Origin of the sequence: Bradyrhizobium sp. NC92, assembly GCF_025200865.1 — a bacterium.
Lineage (GTDB): Bacteria > Pseudomonadota > Alphaproteobacteria > Rhizobiales > Xanthobacteraceae > Bradyrhizobium.
Map to the genome: position 1 here is coordinate 7,994,011 of NZ_CP104171.1, position 16,142 is coordinate 8,010,152.

A 16,142-nucleotide genomic window follows, 5' to 3' on the forward strand; every position below is an offset into this window, starting at 1 on the left:
CAGCCCGTTGTCCATGCATTGCCCGGCCAGCGGCGGCGTCGATCCGTCGGCCGAACCGCTGCATCCCGAAGCAGCCGGTTCGGTCGCTGGCAAAGGTCAGTTCAACCCGATTTCCACTGCGATCCGGATCAGGTCGGAATGGTTCTTGGCGCCCAGCTTCTGCTTGAGCAGGGACGTGGTGTTGGCGACGGTCTTGTAGGAGATGCCGAGCGCCTCGGCGACCTCGACGATCTTGTCGCCGCGTCCGAGCAAGCGGAGAATTTCGAGCTCCCGCGGCGTCATCTGCGAAGCCGGGTTGGCCTTGATCGCCGCGCCGGAAAACGTCACGGCTTCCGCAAGCTGCGGTGAGATGAAATTGTCGCCCGCCACCACCTTGCGCACCGCTTTCAGCAGGATCCTGGGGTCGTCGCCCTTGGAGACATAGCCTTGCGCCCCGAGCTCGACGGCCCGCACCACGAAGGCCGGATCGTCGTTCATGCTGAACATGATGATCTTGGCGTCGGGATCATCCTTGCGGATGCGTCGCATTAGCTCGAAGCCGGAGACGTCGGGCAGGCTGATGTCGATCACGGTGACGTCGGGCCGCTTGCTGACATAGGCGCGATGCCCGGATTTGGCGTCGGTCGCCTCGTCGATGCGGATTGAATGGTCGGATGCGAACAGGGTGCGGCAGCCGGACAACACCACGGGATGGTCGTCGACGATCAGGACCCTTGTCGCCAGCTTGGCGGTATCTTGCATCGCGCACTCTCTGTTTTCTCGACTCTTAGACCGGCGGGAATAAATGGAAAGAGCAAATTCCGCCGATGCGCGTTAGAATTGACCTAATGTGGCACCGACTTTCGTTCCGGACACAATTGTTTCTCCCGCTCGGCGCCAGTTTTCTCGCGGCGCTGGTCCTGGGCGGCGTGCTGCTCCAGGTTTTCGCGACGGGCCAGTTGGCGGAGGAGAGCGAGCCGCGACGGCGTTCGACGGAGGCGGTCGCCGCCGCGCTCAACAACGCCTTGAGCGCTTCGGACAATCCATGGCAGACCCTCGACGCCTTTGTCCATTCCTTGGACACCTCCTCCGATATCCAATTCCGCCGCCTGGGAGCAGGTCCCGCGCCACCGGCGAAGGACGACCTGCGCAAGCCGCATGGCGTGCCGCAATGGTTCATCGACCTTCTCGCTGTTCCCAACATGGACACGGCATTTCCGGTGATGATCAACGGTAAGCGCGTTGGGGACATCGTATTTCTGCAGGACCTGTCGGCCGATCTGTTCGAGAAATGGATTGGCCTTCTAGCGCTCGCCAGCCTGCTCGCCGCGCTGATGGTTATTATCGGCACGATTGCCTATGTCTTGTCGGGATCGGTGCTGCGCCCCCTGCAGGATCTCGGCGAAGGTCTCACGCGAATACGACGGGGCGACTACACCAGGCCGATACCGGTCGGGGGCCCGCCTGAAATCCGGCAAAGCTGCGAGGAGGCGAATGCGCTGGCTGCAACGCTGGCGCATTTGAGCCAGGACAATCGCGATCTGATGCACCGCCTGGTGTCGCTCCAGGATGACGAGCGGCGCGATCTCGCCCGCGAGCTGCATGACGAGCTCGGCCCCCTGCTGTTCAGCATCCGCGCGGGCACGATCGCGCTGAGCGAGGCCTCCCAGCCACAGGGACATCTCGGCAATTCGGCACAGGACCTGCTGCAATCGGTCGAGGCACTGCAGCAGACCAACCGCCGCATCCTCGACCAGCTGCGACCGCTCTATATCGAGGAACTCGGCCTTTCGAGCAGCGTACAGACGCTGCTGCGGAATTTTCGCAAGCAGGCACCTCATATCGTCCTGACGGACGCGATTGATCCCGATCTCAGCGGGATCGGCGGGCCACTGGCGCAGACCGTCTATCGGGTGATCCAGGAGGCACTGACCAACGTGCTGCGACATGCCAACGCCGGCAACGCCCATGTACAGGCGACGGTCGCCGACAAGACGCTCGTCGTCGAGATCTCCGACGACGGCGGCGGTTTTCCTGCGGGCAATGTCTTCGGCCGCGGCCTGACCGGCATGCACGAGCGCGTGCGCGCGCTCAGCGGATCGCTATCGCTGTTGCGCGTGGATGAGCGAACTTACGTGCGCTGTCGCCTTCCGGCGGAGACGATGCCGGACGCGCCATCACCAGGCTAGTTCAGCACGCGCAGCCGTGATGCGCATTCTGTCGCGCCGGCTCGCACAGCGTGCTGCGGATCTTGCCATCCGGGCTGAAGCGGAACGAGGCCTGAATGCGCAGCGCGCCGGCGACGGAATATTCGAGGTCGACGCCGTGGGACGCGGGATGGATCTCTTCCAGCCCGAAGCCAGCCAGCGAGAAGGTGCTGAGCCGCGGCTGCCAATAGATTTCAAGCTCGCTGCGGCCGCGATAGCGTTCCGTGCCGTTGCACGTGCATTCGAGCTCGGCATCGTCGGCATAGAGGTCGAGCAGCGTCGCAAGATCGCCTCTCCGACAGGCATCCACCCAGTCGACGACAATTCCCATCTGATCGAAATCGCTCACGCCGAAATCCTATCTGCCGCGAGAAATCTTGAAGCCGGCTTAGGACCACACTCGTGAATGTCCGCTGAATAATAAAGTCCGGGCGATTCCGGGTTCCACATCAGGGAATCTACGGAGTGACGGAACTCTGCCGCCGTCCTCGCAGCCAGACCGCGAATGCGATCAACACCGCGCCTGCAAGCGTGAACCATGTGATTGCATATTGCAGATGGTCGTCTTTGAGGTTCACCACGAGCGGCCCCGGACGCGGGATCCCGTTCGCCGGCGCAGGCTGCTCGAGATCGATATAGAACGGCGCAACCGCACCCCAGCCCAGCGCGCTTGCGATTGCCAGATGATCGCGCACGAACCAGAGCCGCTTGTCGCGATTCTCCGCCGGTGTCAGCCAGCTTGGCGCCTCGGGAAAGCGCAGATAGCCGGTAAGCGACACCGGTTCGCCCGTGACGAGCTTCTTCACCGCGCGATCCTCGACGCCGCGGTCCTGCATCGTATTCTCGACGAAGCCGGCGTCGATCACGAGCATCTCGCTGCCGGGAAGCCGCGCCGGCAGGAACGCCCAGGTGCCCGGGCCGGAGGCGTCCTTGCGCACTGCCGAGCCGGAGGAATAGACCATCGCATCGGGCAGGGCTGCGTAAGTCGCGGTGAAGCTGACGCGGCGGAATTCATCGCGGGCAGGATTGAGCGCGGCCCATTGCGCGGACGGCGGCAGCGCGACGGGCGCCGCCGCAATCCGCTCGGTGAGTGCCGCAATCAGCTCGTGCTTGGCCGTGCGGCGCTGCAGCTGCCAGACACCGAGGGCGACGAACACGGCCGTCAGGAACAGCGTGAACAGCGCGAAGCCGGTCACGCGGGCCTTGCGCGCAGGCTCGGTCATTTCGCGCGATCGACCAACCGGCCCGGCGCCGCCTTGTGATGGAATTGCAGCGCGATCAGCAGCGACTTCATCGAGCGCAGCGGCAACAGCGTGGTGGCGAGGATCAGCGGCAGCCAGAGCACGGCATGCAGCCAGTATGGCGGCTGGTATTTGACTTCGACGATGAGCGCGCAGGCGACGACGATGCCGCCGGCCAGCATGATGATGAAGATCGCCGGACCGTCGCCGGAATCGATGAAGGCATAGTCGAGCCCGCAACGATCGCAAGCGGGCGCGAGCGTCAGGAAGCCCGCGTAAAGCTTGCCCTGGCCACAGCGCGGGCATCTGCAGGCAAGCCCGCGCAGCGCGCTTTGCAGGACCGTGGCTTCGGACTGGGGTGTGCCGGCACTGTCGTTCATGAGGAGGGACTCTATCACAGTTTCCGGAGAAGCTTCCGGCGGCCGGAAAACGAAAGGGCGGCCCTGCGGCCGCCCTTCCTGATCGCTTCGATACGGCTCAGTGCGCGGCGTGGGCCATGGCCTCGGCGCCGCGTCCCCAGACGTAGATGCAGAGGAACAGGAACAGCCAGACCACGTCGACGAAGTGCCAGTACCAGGCGGCGAACTCGAAGCCGAGATGCTGCTTCGGCGTGAAGTGGCCGGCATAGGCGCGGAACAGGCAGACCAGCAGGAACACGGTGCCGACCAGCACGTGGAAGCCGTGGAAGCCGGTCGCCATGAAGAACGTCGCGCCGTAGACGTTGCCGGCGAAGGAGAACGCCGCGTGGCTGTATTCATAGGCCTGCACGCAGGTGAAGAGCGCGCCGAGCACGACGGTGAGGATCAGGCCGTATTTCAGGCCCTGCCGGTCGTTCTCGAGCAGCGCATGGTGCGCCCAGGTGACGGTGGTGCCTGACGTGAGCAGGATCAGCGTATTCAGCAGCGGCAGGTGCCAGGGATCGAAGGTCTCGATGCCCTTCGGCGGCCAGGTGCCGGGGACCGCGCAAGCGCCGGGCTGCGTGCCGAGGCCGCAGCCGAACACGGCGTCACGGGTGGCGTGAACGGCATCGGCCGGAAACAGCGCCGCGTTGAAGTAAGCCCAGAACCAGGCGACGAAGAACATCACCTCGGAGGCGATGAACAGGATCATGCCGTAGCGGTGATGCAGCTGCACGACGCGGGTATGGTCGCCCTTGTACTGGGCTTCCTTGATCACGTCGGCCCACCAGCTCGCCATGGTGTAGAGCACGCCCACAGTGCCGACGCCGAACACGATCGGCGCCGCGGAGAACATGTGGTGCATCCAGGCGATGGCGCCGACCGCCATGATGAAAGCCGAGAGCGAGCCGACCGCCGGCCAGGGAGAGGGATCGACCAGATGATAGTCGTGATGCTTGGTGTGCGCCGTGGCCATTTCCGTCTCTCTCCTCAATCCCGTGCCTATCAGGCACTTATCCCCTTGTGTCCGACCGCCTGAGCGTGAGCCCTGCGGTCAAAGATTTCCTTTGCGCTTGTCGCCCTCGCCCGATGCCAGCGGCTTCACCACCGGATCGCGCACCGGATAGAACGTGTAGGACAGCGTGATCGTGTTCAGCCCGTCGTTCTCGCGGTCGTCGGCGATGGACGGATCGACGTAGAACACGACCGGCATCTCGCGCTTCTCACCGGGCGCCATGGTCTGCTCGGTGAAGCAGAAGCAGTTGATCTTCTGGAAATAGGCGCCGACCGTCAGCGGCGCGACGTTGTAGGCAGCCTGGCCCGCAGTGGTGCGCGCCGCCTGGTTGGTCACGGTGTAGAAGACGGTCACGACCTGGCCGATATTGACCTCGATCTCGCTCTGCTCCGGCTCGAACTTCCAGGGCAGGCCGGGCGCGACGTTGGAATCGAAGCGCACCGAGATCTTCCGCGCGATCGGGCCCGTGGCCGGCGCGGAGGTCGCCACTTGCGTCGTGCCGTTGAAGCCGGTGGCGCGGCAGAACCAGTTGTAGAACGGCACCGCCGCGTAGGAGGCGCCGACCATCAGCGCGACCACGCCGCCGCAGATCGAAGCAACCACCACATCGCGGCCCAGCCCGCGTGCCTTGCCCGGCTTGCGAGAGCCCGGCTTGGCGCTGACGTCCTGCGATATGGTCCGCTCGTAATCCATGTTTCCTACATCGGCCGCACGAGCACTGCCGGCCCCTTGACCATGGTGACGGCGAAGAACAGCACCACCAGCACGCCGAGCGCCAAAGCGATGGCGATGGAGCGCTGACGGCGGCTCTTCTGCTGCGCCTCGGTGAGGACGATTCCTTCTGGCTCGCGTTTGTTGGCCATCGCGGTGATCATGCGCCCCCAACCATCGGAGCCAGCGCGCGGAACACGACCTCGGCCAGCAGGGTCGCAAACAGCGCGAACAGATACAGGATCGAGAAGGCAAACAGCTTGCGCGTCGCGCGCAGCGACTGGCTGCGCTCACGGCGCAGATAGACGTTGATGGCGAGCACCAGCATGCCGGCACCGAGGATCAGCGAGACCACGCCGTAGACGGCGTCGAAATAGCCGAGCGCCCAGGGCGCGGCGGCGACCGCGATCAGCACGATGGTGTAGAGCAGGATCTGCAGGCGCGTCGCGTCGGGGCCGGCGACGTTGGGCAGCATCGGAATGCCGGCGCGCGCGTAGTCGTCGGAGCGGAACAGCGCCAGCGCCCAGAAATGCGGCGGGGTCCAGAAGAAGATGATGGCGAACAGCAGCAGCGGCTCGACGTCGACCGTGCCCGTCACCGCGGCCCAGGCCACCACCGGCGGCAGCGCGCCGGCGGCGCCGCCGATCACGATGTTCTGCGCGGTCCAGCGCTTCAGCCACATGGTGTAGATCACGACGTAGAAGAAGATGGTGAAGGCGAGCAGCGCGCCCGCGACCCAGTTGACGAGGATGCCGAGCGTCATCACCGAGAAGAAGGCGAGCGTCATGCCGAACGCCATCGCTTCAGGGCGGGTGATGCGGCCGCGCGGGATCGGCCGGTTCGCCGTCCGCGACATCTTGGAATCGATGTCGCCTTCGAGCGCCATGTTGAGCGCCCCGGAAGCGCCGGCGCCGACCGCGATGCAGAGCAGCGAGGTGATTGCCAGCACGGGATGGAAATGCCCCGGCGCCATCGCCATTCCGACCAGCGCGGTGAAGATCACCAGCGACATCACCCGCGGCTTGAGCAGCGCGATGTAGTCGCCCACCTCCGCTTCGGAGATGCGGGGATTGATGTCGGCGGCGTGGTGGTCGAGGACAGACACTTAATTCAACTCGCTTCGTTATAGCGCCGCGGCGCCCGTCACGGGCGCCGCGGGAGATCGATCACTGCACGCGGGGCAGCACTTCGAACTGGTGGAACGGCGGCGGCGAGGACAACGTCCACTCCAGCGTGGTCGCGCCGGCACCCCACGGATTGTCGCCCGCAGGCACCTTCTTCATGTAGGCGTCGAGCACGCAGTAGAGGAAGATCAGCACGCCGAAGCCGGAGATGTAGGAGCCGACCGACGAGACCAGGTTCCAGCCCGCGAAGGCATCGGGATAGTCGACGTAGCGGCGCGGCATGCCCGACAGGCCGAGGAAGTGCTGCGGGAAGAACACCAGGTTGACGCCGATGAAGGTGACCCAGAAGTGCGCCTTCGCGAGCGCTTCATTGTACATGTAGCCCGACATCTTCGGGAACCAGTAGTACCAGCCGGCGAAGATTCCGAACACCGCGCCGAGCGACAGCACGTAATGGAAGTGCGCGACGACGTAGTAGGTCTCCTGCAGCACGCGGTCGACGCCGGCGTTCGCCAGCACGACGCCGGTCACGCCGCCGATCGTGAACAGGAAGATGAAGCCCACCGCCCAGATCATCGGTGCCCGGAACTCGATCGAGCCGCCCCACATCGTGGCGATCCACGAGAATATCTTCACGCCGGTCGGAACCGCGATGACCATGGTCGCCGCGACGAAATAGGCCTGCGTCGCCGAGGACATGCCGACCGTGTACATGTGGTGCGCCCACACCACGAAGCCGATGCCGCCGATCGCGACCATGGCGTAGGCCATGCCGAGATAGCCGAACACGGGCTTGCGCGAGAAGGTCGAGACGATCTGGCTGATCATGCCGAAGGCGGGCAGGATCAGGATGTAGACCTCGGGGTGGCCGAAGAACCAGAACAGATGCTGGAACAGCACGGGGTCGCCGCCGCCGTCGGGCGCGAAGAAGGTCGTGCCGAAATTGCGGTCGGTGAGCAGCATGGTGATCGCGCCGGCGAGCACCGGCAGCGACAGCAGCAGCAGGAACACCGTCACCAGGATCGACCACACGAACAGCGGCATCTTGTGCAGGGTCATGCCCGGCGCGCGCATGTTGAAGATCGTGGTGATGAAGTTGATGGCGCCGAGGATCGACGAGGCGCCGGCGAGATGCAGCGACAGGATCGCGAAGTCGACGGCCGGCCCCGGATGGCCGGAGCTCGACAGCGGCACGTACATGGTCCAGCCGGCGCCGACGCCGTTGGCGCCCGGCTCGCCCTCCACGAAGGTCGACATCAGCAGTAGCGCGAAGGACGCCGGCAGCAGCCAGAACGAGATGTTGTTCATGCGCGGGAACGCCATATCAGGCGCGCCGATCATCAGCGGCACGAACCAATTGCCGAAGCCGCCGATCATCGCCGGCATGACCATGAAGAAGATCATGATCAGGCCGTGCGAGGTCACGAACACATTGTAGGTGTGGGTCTCGTGGAACACCTGCACGCCCGGATACATCAGCTCGGCCCGGATCGCGATCGACATCGCGGCACCGATGATGCCGGCGATGACCGCGAAGACCAGGTACATCGTGCCGATGTCCTTGTGGTTGGTCGAATAGACGTAGCGCCGCCATCCGGTCGGGTGGGCGTGCTCGTCATGTCCGTGGGCTTGCGCGTGATCGCCGTGTGCCGCTGCGCTCGTTGCCATTTTCAAATCCTGCCTTGCGTCCCATTCGGACCTTTGGAGGTCCCGCCCTTTTATCGCTTTCAGTCCCTGAAAGCCGTCACCCGGCGCTTACTGCGTCGGGCCGGCCGCGGAGGCGTAGGTGCTGGTGCCGCCGCTCGCATATTTCTTCTTCGCCGTCTCGACCCAGGAGGCGAACTCCTGGTCGCTCACCACACGCACGGCGATCGGCATGAAAGCGTGGTCCTTGCCGCAGAGTTCCGAGCACTGACCGTAGTACATGCCGGTCTTGGTGGCCTTGAACCAGGTCTCGTTCAGCCGGCCCGGGATGGCGTCGATCTTGATGCCGAAAGCCGGCACCGCGAATGCATGGATGACGTCGGCGCCGGTGGTCTGGACACGAATCACCTTGTTGACCGGCACCACCATCTCGTTGTCGACACCGAGCAGGCGGGGCTGCTTGTCCTGCGCCATCAGCGAGTCGAACTCGAACTTGCCGTTATCCGGATAGGCATAGGACCAGTACCACTGCTTGCCGGTCGCCTTGATGGTCAGATCCGCCTTCGGCACGTCGAGCTCCAGGAACAGAAGCCGGAACGACGGCACCGAGATGCCGACCAGGATCAGCACCGGAACGAGCGTCCAGGCCACCTCGATCAGCGTGTTGTGGGTGGTCCGCGACGGCACCGGATTGGCCTTCGCGTTGAACTTGACGACCACGATCACGAGCAGCGCGAGAACGAACAGCGTGATCAGGGTGATCAGCACGAAGAGGAAGTTGTGGAACCAGACGATGTTGTCCATCACCGGGGAACCGGACTGCTGGAGCGTCCACTCCCATGGCGCCGGCTGCCCGAGCTCGGCCAATGCCGCACCACCCGTCGCCAACGTGACGCCAGCCGCCACCACGGCGATGGTGGCCAATCCCAGCAATTGCCGGCCCACCCGACCCATCGACATCCTCATGTCGTTCGCGCTCCCCTTCCGAAATCACCCCAAGTGCATTCCCCTGTTTCCGGGAAACGCTTATTCGATCCGCCAGTCCGACAAACCGCCACGCAAGAATACCTCTAAGAGGAATCGGGGCCAGATCGCTAGAACGCGAAATCAAGCCTCTCAAACCATAATTCTTGATCTATCGCAATGCAGTCTTGAGCCCCGTCTGCCAGGCATCACCGGCAAGATATTTCCCAGCAAGATCAGACAAAAATACCGTTTCCCGGGACGCTGCGGCTTGACAGCGGAATTGCCCGCGGTAGGCACTTGCAGACAGCCAGGCAGGAACCTGATTCGTGCCGGCAATGGCGGTGTGGGCGGCGCGGAATTTGCTTGGGAATCGCCTTCAAGACGCCGTCATTTCCGTATCAGTCCGCCAGATCAGCCCGCCAAGCGCGAGCAACCCAGGCGAGCAGAGGGACCGACCCGATGGGGCTTTCGAGATCGATGGCAAGGCCGGCGAACGGCCTCCCGGCGCTCGCCGCCCTCCTGGCTGCGATCGTCCTGCTGGCGCTTCCGGGGCTCGCCCATGCGCAGGGCGCGGTGCGCTCCGTCCATGGCGACTGGCAGATCCGCTGCGACACCCCGCCAGGCGCCCAGACCGAGCAATGCGCCCTGATCCAGAGCGTGGTGGCCGAAGACCGCTCCAATGCCGGCCTGACCGTGATCGTGCTCAAGACCGCCGACCAGAAGAGCCGCCTGATGCGCGTGGTCGCCCCGCTCGGGGTGCTGTTGCCCTCCGGCCTCGGGCTCAAGCTCGACAACCAGGACGTCGGCCGCGCCGGCTTCGTCCGCTGCCTGCCCAACGGCTGCGTCGCCGAGGTCGTCCTGGAGGACAAGCTGCTCGGCCAGCTCCGCGGCGCCAAGACCGCGACCTTCATCATCTTCGAGACCCCGGAAGAAGGCATCGGCTTCCCGCTCAGCCTGAACGGGCTCGGCGAGGGCTATGACAAGCTGCCGTAGCGCGTCACACAGCCCCGAGCCACCTATTCGCCTTCACCATCGGCGCCGTCATGGCCGGGCTTGTCCCGACCATGACGACTGAGAGTGTGGCGCACGCCTTTGCCCGATTGTTATTGCGAGCGCGGCGAAGCAATCCAGACTGTCTCGGCGGAAAGAGGCTGGATTGCTTCGCTGCGCTCGCAATGACGGAGTGTGGGCAACCACCTGCCCAACAATTCGCGACCTCACGCCTTGTCGACGCGATAGAGTTCGGAGTCACACCAGCCGCAGCGATAGATGCGACCTCTGCCGGCCACCGGCGCTACCAACGCCTTGCGCCGGCACGTCGCGCAGACGACGCCTTCCGCCGTAGCGCATCCGGGGTGGGCTGCAAGGTAATCCTCGCGGGAGGGATATGACGTCCACCGGCGACGGGAGGCGAACTGATTGAACAGCAGCACCAGAGCCAGCGCGGCAAAGCCGATGATCAGGCCGTGATACTGATCCCAGAACACAAGCAGGGAATTCCACATGCTCTGCCGGCGGCTCCGACCCAGGGTTCGCCCGTCATAGCCTGGAAAGCCTGAAAGCCGGCTTAAGGGGAAGTCTCACCTATCGTTTCCGTAATGTGACGGCCCGCCCCTCGCGGAACCGATCCAAAACCATTATCTTGCCCCACATCTTCCGATAATGGACGGACGCATGACCAATCCTGCCACGACCTCCCTGCTCGACCGCGCCAATCTCGACCGCGACCAGGTTCGCAGCGAGGTCGCGCGCGGGCTCTCGGGCGCTGACGACGGCGAACTGTTCCTGGAATACAGTCAGACCGAAGCGCTGATGTTCGACAATGGGCGGCTGAAGCAGGCGACCTACGACACCTCGCAAGGTTTTGGCTTACGCGCGGTCAAGGATGACGCGGTCGGTTACGCGCATTCCTCGGACGTGTCGCTGCCGGCGCTGATTCGCGCGGCGGACGCGGTTGCTGCCGTGCGCGGCGGCTACTCCGGCAGCTTTGCGGCACCGCCCCCGCATACCAATGTCCGCCTTTATGGCGACGACAATCCGCTCGATGCGCCGGGCTTCGAGACCAAAGTAAAACTGCTCGCCGAGATCGACGCTTACCTGCGCGACAAGGATCCGCGGGTACGGCAGGTCAGCGTCAGCCTGGGCGCGACCTGGCAGGTCGTCGAGATCCTGCGGCCCGACGGCGAGAGCTATCGCGACGTCCGTCCGCTGGTGCGCGTCAATATCTCGGTCGTCGCCGGCCAGGGCGATCGCCAGGAGAGCGGCAGCAAGGGCTATGGCGGCCGCGCCGGCTATGCCGAGTTCATCGAGAGCAAGAACTGGCGCGAGGCCGCCGACGGCGCGCTGCGCGAGGCGCTGGTCAATTTGGAATCGATTCCGGCTCCCGCCGGCGAGATGGACGTCGTGCTGGGCGCCGGCTGGCCCGGCGTGATGCTGCATGAAGCGGTCGGCCATGGCCTCGAAGGCGACTTCAACCGCAAGAAGACGTCGGCCTTCGCCGGCCTGATGGGCCAGCAGGTCGCGGCCAAGGGCGTCACCGTGGTCGATGACGGCACCATTGCCTCGCGCCGCGGCTCGCTCTCGATCGATGACGAGGGCACGCCGACCAACCGCACCGTGCTGATCGAGGACGGCATCCTGGTCGGCTACATGCAGGACCGCCAGAACGCGCGGCTGATGAACATGAAGCCGACCGGCAACGGCCGCCGCCAGGGCTATGCCCATGTGCCGATGCCGCGCATGACCAACACCTACATGCTCGCGGGCGACCGCGACCCGGCCGAGATCATCGCCTCGGTGAAGAACGGCGTGTTCGCCGCGAATTTCGGCGGCGGCCAGGTCGACATCACCTCGGGCAAGTACGTGTTCCAGTGCACCGAGGCCTACAAGATCGAGAACGGCAAGATCGGAGCGCCGCTCAAAGGCGCCATGCTGATCGGCAACGGGCCGACCGATTTGCATCGCATCCGCATGATCGGCAACGACCTCGCGCTCGATACCGGCATCGGCACCTGCGGCAAGAACGGCCAGGGCGTGCCTGTCGGCGTCGGCCAGCCGTCGCTGCTGATGGAGCGCATCACGGTGGGTGGAACGGGCGCATGAGCATCGAAAAGGCAACGGTCACCCCGAAGCGGAAGACTAGCGGCTGGGGTGGCCAACTCGTGCAGCTCGCCGGCATCGTCGCCGCCGTGTTCATCGCCAAGGGCGCGCTCGCCGAGCCGTTCTACGTACCGTCGGGCTCGATGGAGCCGACGCTTCTGATCGGCGATGCGCTGCTCGCCTCGAAATTCCCCTATGGCTACGGCACCTCGTCGCTGCCGATTCAGATCAGCCTGCCCGAGAGCGGCCGCGTCTTCGCGGAGACGCCGAAGCTCGGCGATGTCGTCGTGTTCCGCTGGCCCGGCGATCGCTCGCAGGCCTGGGTCAAGCGCGTCGTGGGTCTGCCCGGCGACCGCATCCAGATGCGGCAGGGCCAGCTTTTCATCAACGACCGTCCGGCCGAGCTGAAGCCCGATGGCGTCGGCGCCGCCGAGGACGACCATGGCGGCAGCGAGCCCGCCTATCGCTATGTCGAGACGCTGCCGAACGGCGTCTCGCATCTGATCTTCAAGATGCGCGACAGCGGTCCGCTCGACAACACGCCCGAGGTGACGGTGCCGGCAGGGCATCTGTTCGTGCTCGGCGACAACCGCGACAATTCGGCCGACAGCCGCGTGCCGCTGCGCTCCGGCGGCGTCGGCCTGTTGCCGATCGACAATCTGATCGGCCGTGCGGACGCAGTGGTCGGCTCCTGGGATCTCGGCATGCGTAGCCAGCCGGTGTGGACCTGGCTGTCCGGATTCAGGCTGGCGCGATTCTTCACCGCCGTGCACTGAGCGGTAACGTAGATCGGTAGGGTGGGCAAAGCGGAAGCGTGCCCACCACATCTGTCGTAACGTGGAGAGATGGTGGGCACGACGCGCGAAGAGCGCGCCTTTGCCCACCCTACGAGACTGTGAATCTTTTGTACCGCGCGTCAGACGAATGTGATTCTCTGGGCAGACTGATCTGCTGGAGAGGATGATGGCTGACGACGGACTTTTTGGTGAATTGCCGGAGCAGTCGGCACGAACCGAAGCGGTGCCGCAAGGCGCACCTCGGCTGCGCGAGCCTGTGCGCAATCAGGTCGAATTGCGAGCGGTCGATATCGACAGCCTGATCGGGCAGGATCATCCAGCGCGGGTGATCTGGGCTTATGTCGAAGGGCTGGACCTGAGCGAGCTGGAAGATCGCGTCAAGGCACGGGAAAACAGGCCGGGCCATCCGGCGCCATCGCCACGGTTGTTGCTGGCGCTTTGGCTGTACGCCGCGAGCGATGCCGTTGGCAGCGCGCGGGCGCTGGACCGGCTCTGCGACAGCCACGACGTCTACCGCTGGCTCTGCGGTGGCGTGTCGTTGAACCATCACGGGCTGTCGGACTTCCGGGTCGGCTGTGCCGACTTGCTCGACCGTTTGCTGGTTGAACATCTGGTGGCCCTGAACGAGGCAGGGCTGGTCGATCTGGAGAAGCTGACCCAGGACGGGGTGCGGATACGAGCGAATGCCGGGACCGGATCTTTCCGGCGGGAGGCGACGCTGGATCGGCAGATGGCGCAGGCCGAGGCCATTGTGGAAGAGCTCAAGCGCGAGGTCGATGCGGACCCGGAAGCCAGCAATCGGCGGATCCGGGCCGCCAAAGAGCGGGCGGCGCGCGAACGCAGCGAGCGGGTGCAAGCCGCGCAGGCCGCGCTGGCCGAGATCAAGCGCAAGCGAAAACAGCTCGACGACAAGGGCGGCAATGGCAAGAAGCCGAAGGAGCCTCGGGCCTCCACCACCGACCCGCAGGCCAGGGTGATGAAGATGGCCGATGCCGGCTTCCGTCCGGCCTATAATGTGCAGGTGGCTAGCGCGGCTGGCGAACTGATCGTGGTCGCGATCGATGTCGACAACAGCGGCTCAGATCGTGGCTTGATGCGCCCGATGCTGGAGCGAACGCGCGCTCGGCTGAAGCGCTTGCCACGCCGCTACCTCGCCGATGGCGGGTTCTGCACTGGCGACGACATCGAATGGGCGCATGGCGAGGGCATCGAGGTTTACTGTCCACCGCCCCAATCCAGGAGCGGTGTCGATCCCTTCTTACCCCGGAGCAGCGACGGTCCTGGCATAGCGGCCTGGCGTGCTCGCATGGCCAGCGAAGCCGGCAAGGCACAGTACCAGGCCCGTACCATCTGCGAATGCATCCATGCCCGCTGGCGCAACTGGGACCTCAGGCAACTGACCGTGCGCGGCATCGAGAAGGTCCGTGCCGTCGTGCTCTGGTACGCCCTCACCAACAACATCCTGCAAGGGCATCGTCTCGCAAAAGCATAGATAACCAACAGCCTGACGCCGCCGGCTTCCCCCATCAAGGGGCGATACCACCCCTTGATGCCGAAGCCGAAACAAAACGAATTGGCTCACAGGCTCTACGATTTCCGATGACCCGCGACGAATTCCTCGCGCTCGCCTTACGCAATCCGGTCAACGCCGCGATCCTCGACGAGCTGCACCGGCTTGCGCTAGCTGATGTCGTGGCTGGTGTCGGGATGCCTGGTGCAGACGGTGTGGAACGTGCTCACGGGCCGCCCGATCGATCACGGCATCGCCGATTATGACGTGTTCTATTTCGACCCCGACACATCGTGGGAGGCCGAGGATGCGGTGATCCGCACCCTCCATGCGCGCCTCGCGCATCTCGGCGCCAAGATCGAGGTGCGCAACCAGGCCCGCGTGCACGTGTGGTACCCCGCCAAGCACGGCCTGCCCTATCCGCCGCTGAGCAGCTCGAGGGAAGGCATCGACCGCTTCCTCACGCAGAACACGCAAATCGGGATGAGACGCACGGGCGATGGCTACGATGTCTACGCGCCGCACGGCTTCGATGATGTCGCGGGGTTGATCACGCGCCCCAATCCGGGTGCGAATTTCTCTGCGGCGAACTATGCGGCGAAGGCCGCGCGCTGGAAGGCGCTGTGGCCGGAGATCACGGTGGTTGCAGCGGAGTGAGATCTCGTAGGGTGGGCAAAGCGAAGCGTGCCCACCACCTCGTGCAATGGCTGAACGATCGTGGGCACGGCGCTGCGCGCCTTTGCCCACCCTACCGACAGCAATGACGGCGGTGAGAGCTGCGCCTATCTCACCACGCCCGACGTGAACCCCGCCTTCCTTCGCGGCGGCTTGATTTCCTTCTTCAGGAAACAGCGCGCCTCACGGCCGGTGTAGCCGGGGCGGGCATAGGTGAAGGCGCGGCATTTGTTGTCGGCGGTGCAGGCGGCCTTGCAGGCCTCGACGCCGTCGCCGTCCTTGATCTCGAAATTGCGCAAGTCGCCGCCGGGCCGGTCGATCGACGTCTCGACGCCCTCGACGCGCGGCTCGATCACGCCGGCGCCGCGCACCCCGGAGATACAGCAACTTCCCGGCACGCGCGTCGGCACCGTGTTCTTCAGCCAGCACACCGCCGAGCCGCCTTCGACGTCGGGATAGTTGAAGCTCCAGGAGCGGCAGCGGCGATCGCGCTCGCACAGCAGCGCGCAATCCTCGGGATCGCCCGAGGTGACGGGCGTACTGAAATAATCGCCGCCGGGCCGATCGAAGGCGGTCTGGGCAGGCGCCGGCACGCTCGCAAATGCAAGCGAAAGCAGCGTGACACATGCCGCGGCGCTGGCCATGACGGCCCCGGACAGGCGGCCCTTCCCCATCGGAACAGCTTTCGAGTTATTGACGACGCTCAGGTTTTTTCAGCCGGTCATTTGATCGCCGCAAACCTGTATGGGCGATGAACGGCTGAAATCCAGGATCTC

The 16,142-nt window shown here is 64.8% G+C and carries 17 protein-coding genes and 1 pseudogene; 6 read left to right on the forward strand and 12 right to left on the reverse strand.

The features are described from left to right. Positions 1-96 precede the first annotated feature (96 nt). Positions 97-741 (reverse strand): response regulator transcription factor, encoded by a 645-nt coding sequence (locus tag N2602_RS37160; RefSeq protein WP_172786060.1) that lies wholly within the window; start codon positions 739-741, stop codon positions 97-99. A gap of 86 nt (positions 742-827) precedes the next feature. Between N2602_RS37160 and N2602_RS37165 the strand changes: the two genes are divergently transcribed. Further along, complete coding sequence (locus N2602_RS37165) at positions 828-2,168, forward strand: histidine kinase (RefSeq protein WP_260381190.1); 1,341 nt, start codon at positions 828-830, stop codon at positions 2,166-2,168. Between the two features lies 1 nt (position 2,169). Here the strand turns inward: N2602_RS37165 and N2602_RS37170 are convergent, their stop codons facing one another. The 9 genes from N2602_RS37170 to coxB all read right to left on the reverse strand — a co-directional run bounded on the left by N2602_RS37170 (position 2,170) and on the right by coxB (position 9,285). Beyond that, complete coding sequence (locus tag N2602_RS37170) at positions 2,170-2,535, reverse strand: nuclear transport factor 2 family protein (protein ID WP_172786062.1); 366 nt, start codon at positions 2,533-2,535, stop codon at positions 2,170-2,172. Positions 2,536-2,644: 109 nt separating this feature from the next. Further along, positions 2,645-3,409, reverse strand: coding sequence for an SURF1 family protein (locus tag N2602_RS37175; RefSeq protein WP_260381191.1), 765 nt, complete (start codon positions 3,407-3,409; stop codon positions 2,645-2,647). After that, positions 3,406-3,807, reverse strand: a complete 402-nt coding sequence (locus tag N2602_RS37180) for a DUF983 domain-containing protein (protein WP_260381192.1) — start codon at positions 3,805-3,807, stop codon at positions 3,406-3,408. The genes N2602_RS37175 and N2602_RS37180 overlap by 4 nt, the downstream gene beginning before the upstream one ends. A gap of 97 nt (positions 3,808-3,904) precedes the next feature. Then, the gene (locus N2602_RS37185; RefSeq protein WP_260381193.1) at positions 3,905-4,801 is read right to left on the reverse strand and encodes a cytochrome c oxidase subunit 3; all 897 of its coding nucleotides are present in this window, start codon (positions 4,799-4,801) and stop codon (positions 3,905-3,907) included. A 78-nt stretch (positions 4,802-4,879) separates the two neighbouring features. Then, positions 4,880-5,533, reverse strand: coding sequence for a cytochrome c oxidase assembly protein (locus tag N2602_RS37190; protein ID WP_172786066.1), 654 nt, complete (start codon positions 5,531-5,533; stop codon positions 4,880-4,882). Between the two features lie 5 nt (positions 5,534-5,538). Next, positions 5,539-5,715: a CoxF protein gene (locus tag N2602_RS37195; RefSeq protein ID WP_260381194.1), complete on the reverse strand. Its 177-nt coding sequence runs from the start codon at positions 5,713-5,715 to the stop codon at positions 5,539-5,541. Next, entirely contained in the window at positions 5,712-6,656 is a 945-nt protein-coding gene (locus N2602_RS37200) for a heme o synthase (protein ID WP_172786067.1), read from the reverse strand. Before N2602_RS37200 ends, N2602_RS37195 begins: the two co-directional genes overlap by 4 nt. A 61-nt stretch (positions 6,657-6,717) precedes the next feature. After that, complete coding sequence (gene ctaD / locus N2602_RS37205; protein WP_172786068.1) at positions 6,718-8,343, reverse strand: cytochrome c oxidase subunit I; 1,626 nt, start codon at positions 8,341-8,343, stop codon at positions 6,718-6,720. Between the two features lie 87 nt (positions 8,344-8,430). Beyond that, a complete protein-coding gene (coxB, locus tag N2602_RS37210) occupies positions 8,431-9,285 on the reverse strand; it encodes a cytochrome c oxidase subunit II (RefSeq protein WP_172786069.1) in 855 nt (284 codons plus the stop codon). Positions 9,286-9,744: 459 nt separating this feature from the next. Between coxB and N2602_RS37215 the strand changes: the two genes are divergently transcribed. After that, complete coding sequence (locus tag N2602_RS37215; RefSeq protein ID WP_172786070.1) at positions 9,745-10,278, forward strand: invasion associated locus B family protein; 534 nt, start codon at positions 9,745-9,747, stop codon at positions 10,276-10,278. 224 nt (positions 10,279-10,502) lie between these two features. Here N2602_RS37215 and N2602_RS37220 read toward each other — a convergent pair whose 3' ends face one another. Next, a complete protein-coding gene (locus tag N2602_RS37220) occupies positions 10,503-10,790 on the reverse strand; it encodes a hypothetical protein (RefSeq protein WP_210268310.1) in 288 nt (95 codons plus the stop codon). 169 nt (positions 10,791-10,959) lie between these two features. On the opposite strand from N2602_RS37220, the gene tldD reads away from it, so the two are divergent. The 4 genes and pseudogenes from tldD to N2602_RS37240 all read left to right on the forward strand — a co-directional run bounded on the left by tldD (position 10,960) and on the right by N2602_RS37240 (position 15,348). Next, positions 10,960-12,387, forward strand: coding sequence for a metalloprotease TldD (gene tldD, locus N2602_RS37225; protein WP_172786071.1), 1,428 nt, complete (start codon positions 10,960-10,962; stop codon positions 12,385-12,387). Continuing rightward, the gene (gene lepB / locus N2602_RS37230) at positions 12,384-13,160 is read left to right on the forward strand and encodes a signal peptidase I (protein ID WP_172786072.1); all 777 of its coding nucleotides are present in this window, start codon (positions 12,384-12,386) and stop codon (positions 13,158-13,160) included. Before tldD ends, lepB begins: the two co-directional genes overlap by 4 nt. Positions 13,161-13,344: 184 nt before the next feature. Then, the gene (locus N2602_RS37235) at positions 13,345-14,673 is read left to right on the forward strand and encodes an IS1182 family transposase (RefSeq protein ID WP_212257604.1); all 1,329 of its coding nucleotides are present in this window, start codon (positions 13,345-13,347) and stop codon (positions 14,671-14,673) included. Between the two features lie 107 nt (positions 14,674-14,780). After that, positions 14,781-15,348 (forward strand): annotated as a pseudogene (locus tag N2602_RS37240) (nucleotidyltransferase family protein). Positions 15,349-15,473: 125 nt separating this feature from the next. On the opposite strand, the gene N2602_RS37245 reads toward N2602_RS37240, so the two are convergent. Then, entirely contained in the window at positions 15,474-16,040 is a 567-nt protein-coding gene (locus N2602_RS37245) for a PAN domain-containing protein (protein ID WP_172786074.1), read from the reverse strand. Positions 16,041-16,142 lie beyond the last annotated feature (102 nt).